Genomic DNA, 13,600 nt, shown 5'->3' on the forward strand with positions numbered 1-13,600 from the left:
CTTCATTCATTGCCTTACCTCAAAGCCGCTAAACTCTCGCTGAGCGATCAAATCTTTATACTGATTGGTATTAGTCGTATATCCAATCCTATAGCGAAGTATTCAACGTTTTGCCAATTTTTTACCTCAGCTGTACTACGTCAGCCCTCAGTCTTTCCACCCAGCTTTGTATTGGCTTAAAGGGGAATAACCATCTCTTTATCAACGCGCTTTTAATTGAAAAGACAGAGGGGCTGTGAAGGGGGCAAGTACTTAATGCAATTGGTATTAGCTCCCTTGCAGCTGATATTTTTCTGTGGTGAATTTTGATGGAGGTTTAGGGTTACACTAATCTGTATAAGAAGTTGATTTACCCGAAGAGCTTAACATCTCCGGCGCTACAATTGTGAGCTGAACTAGGCTTCTCTACGCGCTTCACTCGTTTGCTTATCTTGAAACTATATGCTCTCGCTTTGCGGTCGAAACTTTGTACCAATTAGTATTATTAACTGCTTATTTATGAAGTTAAGACCTATCAATTATAATTAGTCATTTTTAAAGTTGGTTACAAATTGAGATCTTTGTATTGTTATTGTTTTTTATTGGCGATTTAATTAATAAGGCCGCACTTGTTGGTTAACGGTAGTTATAGTTTATGAAAGGCCGTTTAATAGGTATGGACTGCTTGATGTATAAGCAGATACTTAGATTTATTAATGGATCCCCTTTATTTTTTTGTTAAACACTAGTAACTTCTTTATCTATTTTTAATCACAGTTGTAACTGAGGTTGATACACTTTTCGCATTTACTTGTATTTAATGTGGTATGTTACCAATGTATTGAAATTAAATGATTTTATGCTTATTTGGTCATTTTCGTATATCTATCTTTGTATCAATTTATATCTTTTAAGTTGTATTTGTGTAATCGCTGTTGACACTTTACTTTGTTTTTAACAATATTATTTCGAAACTATTAATTTTGGTTTTAATTAAAAATAAATAACTATAACTATTTCTAAACAATAAGTTTGGAACTGAAGGGAAATATATGAACTCAGTAACCTTAACTGCGAGTGCAATAAGAAAAAGCCTAATTGCTGTTGCTGCAAGTAGTGTAGCTATATCTGGTATTTCAGTGGCAGCTGAAGCCGCGGATGGAAATACAGCGGAAGAAAAAGTAGAAAGAATTCAAGTTACAGGCTCACGTATTAAACGAGCTGATATGGAAACCTCTAGCCCAGTAAGTGTTATCGATGCTTCTGCAATTCTAGCATCTGGCGCAACATCTATTGATGATGTTTTGCAAAAGATGACTGCATCTGGCGGAGCGATGACGAATGCTGCGGTTAACAATGGTTCTGGTGGTAATGCGCGGGTTAACCTTCGTGGACTAGGCTCCAACCGTACTTTGGTATTGGTCAATGGTCGACGAATGATTGCTTCAGGTACTGGTGCAGCTTCGTCAGTTGACTTGAATACTATTCCTGTATCGATGATCCAACGTGTAGAAGTACTTAAAGATGGCGCATCTGCTGTATATGGAACTGACGCAATTGCTGGTGTTGTAAACGTTATTTTAAAGCGTGATTTTGAAGGCTTTGAGATGAATGTACAGACGGGTATATCAGGGCAGGGTGATGCCGATGAATCAAGCATTGACTTTACGATAGGTAATAATTTTGACAAGGGTAATGTCGTCATCAATGCTCAGTACACCAAAAGAGGCGAAGCAAGCCAAGCGGACAGAAGCTTCTCTGAATGCCCAATTACTGAAACAGCAGACGGTAGCGACATATACTGTGGCGGTAGTTCGTATGCACAAGGAGGTCATATCTGGGGTGATTCGCAGCACCTCATGACGAAGAGCGGTGTTGATGAAGATGGTAATGCTATCGTTGTTAATGGTGACTCGGGCTACTATGGGAAGTATGTTCAACGACTAAATGATGACGGTAGTGTTTGGCTAGATGATGAGGGTAACTCAAACGATGCTTACTACCAGAGTTGGTCTGCTATCACTAAATCTGATTCTGTTTATTATGACTCTAGCGTTGATTCAGCCTTTGGTGATCGTCAAGTTGCTGATTTAAGCGGTCGTGGTGGTGAATATCATGAGTTCACTAACGAAGATAAATATAACTATTCAAAAGATAGTTATCTATCAACGCCAATGGAGCGTTTGAACTTATCGTTTGCGGGTACGTATGAGTTATCAGACTCTATCATATTCTTTTCTGAAGCTATGTATTCTAAGCGTTGGTCTGAACAGCAAATGGCACCTCAGCCAATTTGGAATAGTTCTGCATGGGCATACGATTCTTCATGGATGACTAAAGAGCTCGCTGGTTTAGTTCAAGAAGGCGAGAAATTAGACTATGGTCGCCGTGTTGTAGAGTCTGGCACTCGAGATTTTACCCAGGTTGTTGATACAGTACGTATTGTCGTAGGTTTGGAAGGTGAGTTCGACAATGGTTGGACATGGGATGCATCGTATAACAAAGGTAAGAATGATTCTGTTGATACCCTTGCTAACTTGCATAACTTGGGCTCGATAAACGATGCTGTTTTAGCGAAAGAGTTCGATCCGTTCCTACAGTCTTCGTGGGAAGGTGCAAGCATTGCCCCATTTATCTACACCGAAATCAATAGTGGTGGTAGTGAACTTGATATCGCTGCGGCTACATTGTCTGGTGAAGTGTTTGAGCTTCCTGCCGGGATCGTCGGTTTTGCTGCGGGGTATGAATTCCGTAAGGAGTCTGCGCATTACACTCCTGATTCACTAACTTCGCAAGGCCTTGCCAATGACCCTCGTGTAGAAGCAACTTCGGGCTCTTTTGATGTCAATGAAGCATATGCAGAGCTTGCAATTCCATTGCTCAGTGACCTGCCACTAGCCCAGCAAGTTGATCTAAGTGCTGCGATACGATATTTCGACTATAGCACTTTTGGTTCAGATAATACTTGGAAGTTTGGTTTAACCTGGCGCATGTCAGATGACTTGATGCTTCGTGGTGGTATGTCTACTGCATTTCGTGCGCCAACCGTTAGTGAACTTTACGGCGGTAAGTCACCGTCATTTGATCAAATTAAGCACCCTGCAACTGATCAATCTCAAGCGGAAGTAACTGTAGGCGGCAACCCTGACTTAACGCCGGAAGAAGCTGACATTACCACATTGGGTCTGGTTTATTCTCCAAGCTTTATCGATGGTTTATCTTTGACTGTTGACTACTATGATATCGAAATTAGTAATACCATTACTGCAGTAGATTCGAACTACATTGCTAATCAGTGTCTTGATGCAAGTGGCAACAAAATTAATACTGACACTGCACTCTGTCAGTCATCAAATATCGAAATTGATGGCACAAGTCGTATTTCATTCGACAATGGCCTACAAAATATCGGCCAAACCAATACCGCGGGTTATGATATTAACGTAGCGTATGTGTTCGAAGGCTTGGGTTTAGATTGGAAAGCGGGTTTAGATACATCGATTCTAGAAAAATATGAAGAGTTCGACCAAGATGGTGTTGCTGTCGATTATCGTGGTTTCATTACCGGTGGAGCAGGCGCGTACGCTAAGTTAAAAACTAACTTTAACTTAAGTGCTGCTGGTGACAACTGGAGTGCTACATACGAAGCACGTTATATTGACGGTATGGACTCATTTGCATGTCAAGATAATCCGTCTGAATGTTATGCTCCATCTGTCGATAGCATCGTGTATCACGATTTATCAGCGACTTATGATGTTACTAATACTGTTCGTCTATCTGGAGGGGTAAACAACCTCTTAGATGAAGATGCGCCATATTACTCAGGTAACAATGATTCAAACACCGATCCGTACACCTATGATGTACTAGGTCGTTACTTCTTCGTAAGAGCAAGTGTTAAGTTCTAAAGTTACTTTTTAGACAATAAAAAACCTCCTTAATTGGAGGTTTTTTTATATCTTCGATTAATTAAATAATAGATTGTAATAATGCTAGTGGTTCAATCTCAGCTCTTGTCGGTGCTCACGCTTGTGCAAGTTATTACAGCTTAAGCATCGTTGCTCGAGAGGATCTGCAGCTAAAAGCTCCGCTTCGATATTCTCTTCACAGTCAGAGCACACCCCATACAAACCAATTTCCAGTTGGCAACGAGCAGCGTCTAGTTGCATCAACTTGAAAAATAATGGATGGTCGCATAAATGAGCTTGGGTCATTATCTCGATAAGCTCACACAGGGAATAATTATGCTGATCCATTAGCTTGGCTTGCAACTCTGGGTGCGCACCAATCTTCTGCCTTAACTCCAATTCAATATCGGAAAGGGTTTGTTTGATTTGGTTCGTACTCACGGTTCTGCCTACAATTATTGATTTCACGGTTTACCAGTCTAAACGCGTTACAATTGCAGGTAATGACTAAGATCAAATCTGCAGCCATTATTACTAATAATTACCAATTATTCTGTTAATCAAGTTGTTGATGGTACAGATTGGTATTAGCTGTTTGAAGAATATTAATAATTTCTTCAGCAGTCTTAAAGATCCGAAGCTCACGAAATAGGGTGTCAGCCTCAGGATATTGGCGATTGAGGTAGTTGAACCACTGTTTAATTCGAGCTGGGTAATAGGTGCTTTTGCGGCCGACAAGTTCGCGATTGGTGTATTCAAGCATCAGTGCTAATGATTGCTGCCATGTGTAAGGCGCTGCACCTTTAATACTAGCAGCCAAGTTAGGTAGTGATATCGCGCCGCGACCAACCATGATGCTGTCACAACCAGTCACCTCCATACAACGCCGTGCGTCATCGGCATTCCATATCTCACCATTGGCAATCACGGGAATAGGCAGCTTGGCATTAATATCAGTGATGTACTCCCAGTAGGCCGGCGGTTTATAGCCATCAACTTTACTTCTTGCGTGTACAGCAAGCTCACTTGCACCGGCTTCATATATCGCTTGTGCATTTTCCATATAAAGTGACTTATCGTTAAAGCCAAGGCGGATTTTAGCTGTGACTGGATGTTGTTCAGGCACTGCGTCGCGCATAGCCTTAACCACGTTATAGAGCTGTTCAGGGTATTGCAGCATCACTGCGCCACCATTGCTGCGATTAACCATTTTAGCGGGGCAGCCAAAATTTACATCGACACCTTTTGAGCCCATCTCGATCGCTCTAATAGCATTTTCTGCCATCCAACCAGGCTCCTGGCCAAGTAATTGCACTCTTACGGGAGTGCCGGAAGCTGTCTCTCCATTGGTTTTAAGCTCAGGACAGATCCGGTAAAACACTTTTTCAGGCAACAACTGGTCAACAACCCGCACAAATTCGGTCACCATTAAATCATAGGGATTAATGGCTGAAAGAATTTCACGCATTAAATCATCAACAACACCTTCCATAGGCGCCAAAATTACTCGCACAGAACAGTTCACTCAATAAGTTTAAAAAGGCGCTGCATTCTACATCATGCGCTCTGTGGTACCAAACTAAAGCGAGTTTTGTATGACAGGGAATCAAAAAATAACGTACTACAACTGGGAGGTCTGGCTTGTGTGGCAGGTGTTGGTTAGAAATATAGCCATTTGTTATGGTTTTTATATGCCAAATATAACGAAACAGCCACCAAACTGTGACTAATAGATATAAACAAGGTTGCTCTATCAGGTTTTATGAGCTGTAAATGTGATGAGTGTATAAAAATTTGAAATTTATTTGTTGCTGTTCAGGTCTCTTTAAGCAAGCCAGCAAAATACATTGTTGGTAACCGAAATACTGTAGATTAAATCAAGAAGGAAGATATTATGAAACTAGTTAATAAGACTGCTGTAACTGTTGCTGTTGGTGCTGTTGTACTTGGAAGCTCTTTGGCTGCATCTGTTCAAGCAAGCCCATTTGGTTTTAGTGAAATGCAAGCCGGTTACCAGTTAGTTGAAGGCGAAGGTAAGTGTGGCGAAGGTAAATGCGGCGCAGACAAAAAGAAAGCCAAAGAAGGTAAGTGTGGCGAAGGTAAATGTGGCGAAGATAAAATGAAAGCCAAAGAAGGCAAGTGTGGTGAAGGTAAATGTGGCGGCGACAAGGCTAAGTCTAAAGCCAAAGAAGGTAAGTGTGGCGAAGGTAAGTGCGGCGGCGACAAGAAAGCTAAGAAAGAAGGTAAGTGTGGTGAAGGTAAATGCGGTGGTTCTAAGTAAGCTTTATGATTAGTAAAACGGGGCCAGCGTTTGCTGGCCCTATTTGTTAATTTAACCCAATAATTGACGGGCAAGCAGTATGACAAATAAAGGACAAGTGGGTCTCGGCTTAAGACGAGAAATGTTGGATGAATTTTGCCAAGCAGTCCCCGCTGGCATTGATTTTTTTGAAGTGGCGCCTGAAAATTGGATGACGCTGGGTGGTAAGTTTGGTCGTCAATTTCGAGCATTAACTGAAAAGCATGAGTTTTATTGTCATGGTCTTTCACTATCAATAGGTAGTCCAGCACCGCTCGATGTGCAGTTTGTCAAAAACGTCAAAAACTTTCTTGATCAACATCAGATAAAAACTTACTCAGAGCATTTGAGCTATTGTTCTGGCTCCGGGCATATGTATGACTTAATGCCTATTCCGTTTACAGGTGAAGCGGTGCGTCATGTGGCGCAGCGGGTCAAGCAAGTAGAAGATATTATTGAGCGACCACTTATCTTAGAGAATGTATCTTTTTATGCCGCCCCAGGCGCCGAGATGTCTGAGCAAGAATTTGTCTGTGCAGTGCTGCAAGAGGCTGATTGTAAGATGCTGCTGGACGTTAATAATATCTATGTTAATTCTATTAACCATCAATATGATGCACTTGAATATTTGCAAGCTATGCCAACGGATAGGATCCAGTACTTACATATCGCTGGTCACTATGAAGAAGCTGAAGATTTGATGGTTGATACTCATGGTGCAGATATCATCGATCCTGTATGGAAATTGCTTGATGCGTGCCATCAATTTCATGGCGCCTTTCCAACGCTATTAGAGCGAGATTTTAATATTCCTGCCACCAGTGAGTTAATGCTTGAGATTAATCAGATCCATGATTACCAAAATCGGCATATTGCCAGTTTAAAAAGGAGTGCTTGATGAGTTTTATCGAAACCCAACAAAACTTCATGGATTACATTAAAGATCCATCAAACCCATTACCAGAAGGGATTGAAGCTCGGCGAATGAAAATTTACCGAGAACTTTTTTTTAATAATGTTGATGGATTTGTCTCTAATGCTTTCCCGGTATTGAAGAGTTTATACAGCGAACAAGACTGGCAGCAAAGAGTGCAGCAATTTTTTGTTGAACATGATTGTCACACTCCCATTTTTATTGAAATTGCTCAAGAGTTTCTGCTGTTTTTACAAACTGAATATACAGCAACAGAGCAAGATCCGCCGTTTATGTTGGAGCTAGCTCATTATGAGTGGCTTGAACTCGTCGTGGCAGTGGCTCAAGAAAGCCCTCAGCAGAAGCTCATTAATGCGACGGATGCAGGTGTCATTACAGCAATTGCGCTCAGTGTTTCCTCTACGTCACAAATTGCTCAATACACTTTTGATGTACAGCATATTAGTGAGGATTACCGCCCATCTGAGCCAACCGAAGCACCACAGTTTTTCTGCATTTACGCTGATTTCGACGATGAAGTGAGTTTTTTACAGCTTAATCCGCTAACCGCACAGGTGTTAGCTTACATGTCGCAATTTGAGTCAGTACAATATGCTGATCTAATTGATTGGTTATTAAGTACTTTTACTAGCATTGAACCTGAGGTTTTACAACAAGGTTGCACAGAACTCTTACTTCAATTGAGTGCTAAAGGGATTATTCGACAGTTTATTGGTCAATAAGCTTTCTATCGGCGTGATGAAACTCTATAATGGCGCGAAAAATTGATCTAGATCAATAAATGTCGTTAACAACAGTCGTAGAGGAAGTCATGAGTCAGCCGTTTAAAGACCCATTTAACATTGTTTATTTTATTGGTTTTATTCTAGTAATGTTGTTACCGACATTGCCAGCAAGTTTGTCTTGGCTAAAGGTGATGGGGCTAATTTAAGCTCTCTTTCATTATTGCTGAGGTATACTAGCCACTCTTTATGAGTGGCTTTTTGTTTTTAGGTGATTTGATGGCGTTAAAACGTGGTTTCTTTTTGTTGGCAGGCCTTTGCAGTTTGGCATTAGGCTTGATTGGTATTTTGTTACCTATATTGCCAACGGTGCCGTTTATCTTATTAGCGGCGTACTGCTTTGCTCGGTCCAGTGATAGGCTGTATCAATGGTTAATGACTCACCCATGGTTTTCTGAAGCGCTGCGAGATTGGCAAGCCAAGGGTGCGATTAAAAAAGGCTTAAAGAAGAAAGCATACATTGTTAGTAGCCTCAGTTTTGTTATCAGCATCGCGATAGTGCCGCTGATCTGGGTGAAAGTTATGCTGGTATGTATCGGTACTGGACTGATTGTTTACTTAAGAAGTATCCCTGAAATAGAAGATTAAGCGCTCGACTGTATTGTTGCATCGTACTGAATATAAAAGTTAAATCATTACTGTATGAATAGCTTATTGTGAGGGTGAACAATAGTTGCAACAAATAGCGCTGTTAAAGGCAACACTTCTGGCGATCCATTGTTGCAACTGGCGATAAAGCGGCTTAAGCTTTATGCCGATTTTTACACTTCGATGACATTCTGCCTACGCGTTACTTTGGCATGTGTCAGCAAAATTAAATTAGATAAAGTAAATAATTATGGTAATGAATACTGACAGCTTGGCACTAATAAAGAACAGCATTAAAACCATCCCTAACTACCCTAAAGAGGGTATTTTATTTAGAGATGTGACTAGTTTATTAGAAGATCCACAAGCGTATAAACTTACAATTGGTCTTTTAGTTGAACACTACAAGGAGCAAGGTTTTACTAAAGTTGTCGGCACTGAAGCCCGTGGTTTCTTATTTGGCGCACCTTTAGCACTCGAGTTAGGTATAGGTTTTGTTCCCGTACGTAAGCCAGGCAAACTACCAAGAGAGACTATCTCAGAAAGTTACGAGTTAGAGTATGGTCACGATGTGTTAGAAATTCATGTTGATGCCATTACCAGCGAAGATAAGATATTGGTTGTTGATGACTTATTAGCGACGGGCGGTACGATTGAAGCGACTGTTAAGCTTATCCGTAATCTTGGCGGCCAAGTCAATCACGCTGCATTCGTTATTTCACTACCAGATCTTGGTGGTGAGAAGCGTTTAGAGACAATGGATTTAGAATTACTCAGCCTGTGTGAATTCGAAGGCGAATAATCAAACACATTGGTTAGATTAAGGTGATTTAATCACCGCCAAACCGCTCCTTGAACGCTTGATATAGCATGTAAAACCTTTGCATGCTATTGTTCAAATAAGTCGAGGAGCGTGCTCCCGTAATCATATTCATGACACGTTGGGGAGTTCCATGTCATATCAGGTGTTGGCCAGAAAGTGGCGCCCTGCCAAATTTGAGCAAATGGTTGGTCAGTCGCATGTTTTACATGCACTAACCAATGCGCTCACTCAGCAAAGATTGCACCATGCTTATCTGTTTTCTGGCACACGAGGAGTGGGTAAAACCAGTCTTGCACGTCTTTTCGCCAAAGGCTTAAATTGTGAACAAGGTGTCACAGCAACGCCCTGTGGTCAGTGTTCAGCGTGTGTAGAGATCGCAGAGGGGCGTTTTGTTGATCTTATTGAGGTTGATGCAGCGTCGCGCACCAAAGTTGATGATACCCGAGAGCTTCTTGATAATGTTCAGTATCGTCCTAGCCGTGGTCGTTACAAAGTCTACCTGATTGATGAAGTGCATATGCTGTCTCGCAGCAGTTTTAATGCACTGCTCAAAACGCTTGAAGAGCCGCCAGAGCATGTAAAGTTTCTGTTGGCGACAACCGACCCTCAACGTTTACCGGTAACGGTATTGTCGCGTTGCTTGCAGTTTAATTTGAAAAGCCTAACTCAAGACGAAATCAGTGATCAGTTAGCCAATGTGTTAACTGCTGAATCGTTAGAGTTTGAAGCTTCAGCATTAACGCTACTAGCAAAAGCCGCCAATGGCAGTATGCGTGATGCATTGAGTTTGACCGATCAGGCGATAGCGTTTGGTGCTGGGCAAGTGAAACTTGAGTTGGTGCAAACGATGCTTGGCAGCATTGATGAAAAACAGGTTATTGCCCTGCTTGAAGCACTCGCAAAAGCTGACGTTATGGCACTGATGCAAGTCAGCGCTGGTGTATTGTCTTTTGGCGCTGAACCTGAAGAGGTATTACGCAGCTTATTAGAGTTACTGCATCAAATTACTTTGACCCAATTTGCTCCCGCCGCGGCACAAATGTCGCTTTATAGTGAGCAGATAAAAGCCTTTGCACTGCAGCTATCACCGGAGCAGGTGCAACTGTATTACCAACTGTTACTGACTGGGCGTAAAGACTTACCTCATGCGCCAGACCCTAAATCTGGGCTAGAGATGGCCCTACTTAGAGCCGTTACATTTGTGCCAGAGCAACCTGTCAGTAAATGGGTGACTGAAAGTCCAGCATCGATAGCTATTCCACAGGCAACAACACCTGCAATAACACCATTGTCTGAGACTACCGAGCCGCAAGCAATAGTTGCTCCAAAGGCGCAAGTTAACGCCGTGCCAGCTGAAGAGGTGGCAGAAAAAAAAACAGTTTTAACCGCTGGTAGCGTCGATGGTAAGCAGCCGAGTCAAGATCCTGTTGCTGCAACTAAGCCACAACCTGAGTTAGCAGCCGGCGCAGCCGCTTCAGAATCCAGTACGCTTGAGAGTATGAATAGCGAAATGGCGGTCATACTCAGTCAAGCACAGAGCCAAGGCTTTACAAGCTCAGATAAAGCAGAGACTGAAGAGTTGAGCCTAGAGCAGAGTGATGTTAAACCGGCGTCTCCAAGACAAGAATCTATAGAGGCAGCCTCCGGTGCAGCAACATCAAGTCATACCGCTGAGCAAATGCCAGAGTCAAGCGATACAACTTCAAGCATAAATAGTGCAGCCGTCGACAATACTAGTAATAAGTCGGAACATCAGGCTAATGCTATTCAAGATAGCCAATTTGCTGGTGAAGATGATCTTGCTGCATATTCGCAGTACGCGGGCGCATACGATACCGACATCGATAGCAACGATTTTGACTTTGCACCAGAGCAGTCCGAACCTTTAGCGCAAGAGATCACCGACAGCAGACAAAACGCCGCGCAGTCAGCAGCAATAGTGACTTCACAAGCGCCTAGTCAGCTAACAAGTCAAACCAGCGTAGCTGCTAGCTCAGCAAGCGATGACATCTTGGATGCTGTATTAGCCGCTAGAGATTCATTGCTCGACGGAATAGGTGAAGAAGATCCTCAGGAGAGTTCAACAAAAAAGTCCGCCACTGAGCGAAAACCATTTGCTCCACCTGTTAGAAAGCCTAAGCCTGAATCCGAAATAGACAATAGTGAACCTGCAATAGCTGACGCTAGCTGCGAATCGCCGAAGGTAAATGAAGGGCTTGCAAATGTTGACAGCCAAGAGGAGCCTTTTGATAGGCCGCCGTGGGAAGAACCTCACGCGCAAGATCCAACGCCTAGGTTCGATGATGTAGCTGGTGACAAAGACACTGGTAAAGCAGCCAATGAAACGTCGGACAATGCCACTGAAGAAATTAAACAAACGGTTCAGCCACAAAATCATCCAGAGTTACAGGGGAATAAGCCAGCAGTTACATCGCTTGATTCAACTTCAGTTCAGGATGTTGAGTTAAACTTACCTGCACTACCTAGCGGTGAGATAACGGGTAATGATATCGATCTTAAATGGTATCGGTTTATGGCGGATCTTGAAGTGGGCGGTCGAGTCAGACAGCTTGCTGTGAACTCGGTTTGTCATCAGTTTGAGCAGCCTCTGTCATTATTACTTAAACCAGATCAAAAGCACCTTAGCGCTGATGTGGCGATTAAGCAGCTAGAAGAGGCGATGAGTAAAGCACTCGGGGAGGCTAGTGAGGTTCGGATCTCCGTGGGAGTCGATAGCTCGCGTGAGACCCCACTTGAAGTGAGACGTCGTTTTCATAAAGAGATATTAGCGCAAGCGCATCACGGGATGATAACTGATGATAACGTGCGCTGGTTGAGCGAACACATGGGCGCACAATTGACGCCAGACTCACTATCTTATGCGCCAGAATTACTGGTTAATAAGGGAAAATCGATAGAATTGGTCGATATGTCGAACTTTAAGCGGTTACCTGAGTCATAATTTTACAATTGAAATTTCAGCTTTCATTGCTAATCGTTCTATATTTAGTAAGATTAGCGCAGTTTATTTGTTGTGATAAATAATAGAAGAGAATCAGAGTATGTTTGGAAAAGGCGGTATGGGCAACTTGATGAAGCAAGCCCAGCAGATGCAAGACAAAATGGCTAAAGTGCAAGAAGAGATTGCACGCATGGAAGTGACTGGTGAAGCCGGTGCTGGCCTTGTTAAAGTTACCATGACTGGTTCGCACAGTGTGCGTAAAGTTGATATCGACGCAAGCCTGCTTGAAGACGATAAAGAGATGCTAGAAGATCTTATCGCAGCGGCATGTAACGATGCTGCTCGTCGCGTTGAAGAGAATCAAAAAGACAAAATGGCTGAAGTCACTGGCGGAATGCAACTTCCACCAGGCATGAAGATGCCGTTCTAAGGCAAGGTTTATTGGCTGCTAATTACAGTCAAGATGTGTCTGTTGAAGTTAAGAGCCCAATTTAGATTGGGCTTTTTTGTGGTTGTTTCATAGGCGCTTTGCAATAGAGGACACTCGCTTGCTGTGAATATAGCTGCTGTAGCATTTTTCTATGCTAATATTCGCGACTCATTTGTTTGGGTGTGCGTAGGGCTTTAACATCGTCAGCGTCACTTCAAAATCAATATTATTATTTTAGGCTGCTAACTGCCTTGCTATACGGAATGTTAAATGAAATTTAGTCCACTTGTTGATGAGCTTATCCAATCACTTAAATGCCTCCCGGGCGTGGGGCCTAAATCTGCGCAGCGTATGGCGTTTCAGCTGTTAGAGCGTGATCGTAAGGCGGGCAGTAAACTGGCCGATTCATTAGGACGTGCGATGTCGGAAGTGGGTCACTGCCAGTCTTGTCGTACATTTACCGAAGAAACTTACTGCCCGATATGCGTGAGTACAAAACGCGGCCACTCGAGCGTTATTTGCGTGGTTGAAACCCCCGCAGATGTGCTTGCCATTGAAGCTGGGGGACATTTCACAGGGCGCTACTTTGTACTGTTGGGTCATCTGTCACCGCTTGATGGTGTAGGACCAGATGAACTGGGTTTGGCGTTGTTAGAGACTCATTTAGCCTCAGGGGAGGTGACAGAGCTTATTTTGGCCACCAACCCAACCGTTGAAGGTGATGCTACCGCACACTATATTGCAGACATGGCAAAGAATCATGAGTTAGCCGTCAGCCGTATTGCGCATGGTGTGCCAGTCGGCGGCGAGCTAGAATATGTCGATAGCACTACCTTAGCATTATCGTTTAACGGGCGTTTACCCATCTAGCAGTAGTAATACCAATCAGTAT

The 13,600-nt window shown here is 42.8% G+C and carries 12 protein-coding genes and 1 pseudogene; 11 read left to right on the plus strand and 2 right to left on the minus strand.

The features are described from left to right. Positions 1–180 (plus strand): annotated as a pseudogene (locus AB4238_RS07140) (hypothetical protein); the annotation flags it as partial. Between the two features lie 851 nt (positions 181–1,031). Further along, the gene (locus AB4238_RS07145) at positions 1,032–3,890 is read left to right on the plus strand and encodes a TonB-dependent receptor plug domain-containing protein (RefSeq protein WP_372032500.1); all 2,859 of its coding nucleotides are present in this window, start codon (positions 1,032–1,034) and stop codon (positions 3,888–3,890) included. Between the two features lie 84 nt (positions 3,891–3,974). Here AB4238_RS07145 and AB4238_RS07150 read toward each other — a convergent pair whose 3' ends face one another. Continuing rightward, positions 3,975–4,331 carry a TraR/DksA C4-type zinc finger protein gene (locus AB4238_RS07150; RefSeq protein WP_372032501.1) on the minus strand — a complete coding sequence of 119 codons (357 nt, stop codon included), beginning with the start codon at positions 4,329–4,331 and terminating at the stop codon, positions 3,975–3,977. A gap of 115 nt (positions 4,332–4,446) precedes the next feature. After that, positions 4,447–5,403, minus strand: a complete 957-nt coding sequence (gene dusC, locus AB4238_RS07155) for a tRNA dihydrouridine(16) synthase DusC (protein WP_372032503.1) — start codon at positions 5,401–5,403, stop codon at positions 4,447–4,449. A gap of 381 nt (positions 5,404–5,784) precedes the next feature. On the opposite strand from dusC, the gene AB4238_RS07160 reads away from it, so the two are divergent. The 9 genes from AB4238_RS07160 to recR all read left to right on the plus strand — a co-directional run bounded on the left by AB4238_RS07160 (position 5,785) and on the right by recR (position 13,578). Further along, on the plus strand, positions 5,785–6,171 hold the full coding sequence (locus tag AB4238_RS07160; protein WP_372032504.1) for a hypothetical protein: 387 nt from the start codon (positions 5,785–5,787) through the stop codon (positions 6,169–6,171). Positions 6,172–6,250: 79 nt separating this feature from the next. Then, complete coding sequence (locus AB4238_RS07165) at positions 6,251–7,087, plus strand: DUF692 domain-containing protein (RefSeq protein ID WP_372032506.1); 837 nt, start codon at positions 6,251–6,253, stop codon at positions 7,085–7,087. Next, complete coding sequence (locus AB4238_RS07170) at positions 7,087–7,845, plus strand: DUF2063 domain-containing protein (protein WP_372032507.1); 759 nt, start codon at positions 7,087–7,089, stop codon at positions 7,843–7,845. The genes AB4238_RS07165 and AB4238_RS07170 overlap by 1 nt, the downstream gene beginning before the upstream one ends. A 59-nt stretch (positions 7,846–7,904) precedes the next feature. Further along, positions 7,905–8,054: a hypothetical protein gene (locus AB4238_RS07175; RefSeq protein WP_020911861.1), complete on the plus strand. Its 150-nt coding sequence runs from the start codon at positions 7,905–7,907 to the stop codon at positions 8,052–8,054. A gap of 70 nt (positions 8,055–8,124) precedes the next feature. Continuing rightward, the gene (locus tag AB4238_RS07180) at positions 8,125–8,493 is read left to right on the plus strand and encodes a YbaN family protein (RefSeq protein ID WP_372032508.1); all 369 of its coding nucleotides are present in this window, start codon (positions 8,125–8,127) and stop codon (positions 8,491–8,493) included. Between the two features lie 250 nt (positions 8,494–8,743). After that, on the plus strand, positions 8,744–9,295 hold the full coding sequence (apt, locus tag AB4238_RS07185; RefSeq protein ID WP_372032510.1) for an adenine phosphoribosyltransferase: 552 nt from the start codon (positions 8,744–8,746) through the stop codon (positions 9,293–9,295). A gap of 151 nt (positions 9,296–9,446) precedes the next feature. Beyond that, complete coding sequence (dnaX, locus tag AB4238_RS07190; RefSeq protein WP_372032511.1) at positions 9,447–12,278, plus strand: DNA polymerase III subunit gamma/tau; 2,832 nt, start codon at positions 9,447–9,449, stop codon at positions 12,276–12,278. Between the two features lie 100 nt (positions 12,279–12,378). After that, the gene (locus AB4238_RS07195) at positions 12,379–12,708 is read left to right on the plus strand and encodes a YbaB/EbfC family nucleoid-associated protein (RefSeq protein ID WP_020911867.1); all 330 of its coding nucleotides are present in this window, start codon (positions 12,379–12,381) and stop codon (positions 12,706–12,708) included. A gap of 270 nt (positions 12,709–12,978) precedes the next feature. After that, entirely contained in the window at positions 12,979–13,578 is a 600-nt protein-coding gene (gene recR / locus AB4238_RS07200) for a recombination mediator RecR (RefSeq protein ID WP_372032513.1), read from the plus strand. Positions 13,579–13,600 lie beyond the last annotated feature (22 nt).

Origin of the sequence: Shewanella sp. 10N.286.45.A1 (genome assembly GCF_041470405.1) — a bacterium.
Classification (GTDB): domain Bacteria; phylum Pseudomonadota; class Gammaproteobacteria; order Enterobacterales; family Shewanellaceae; genus Shewanella.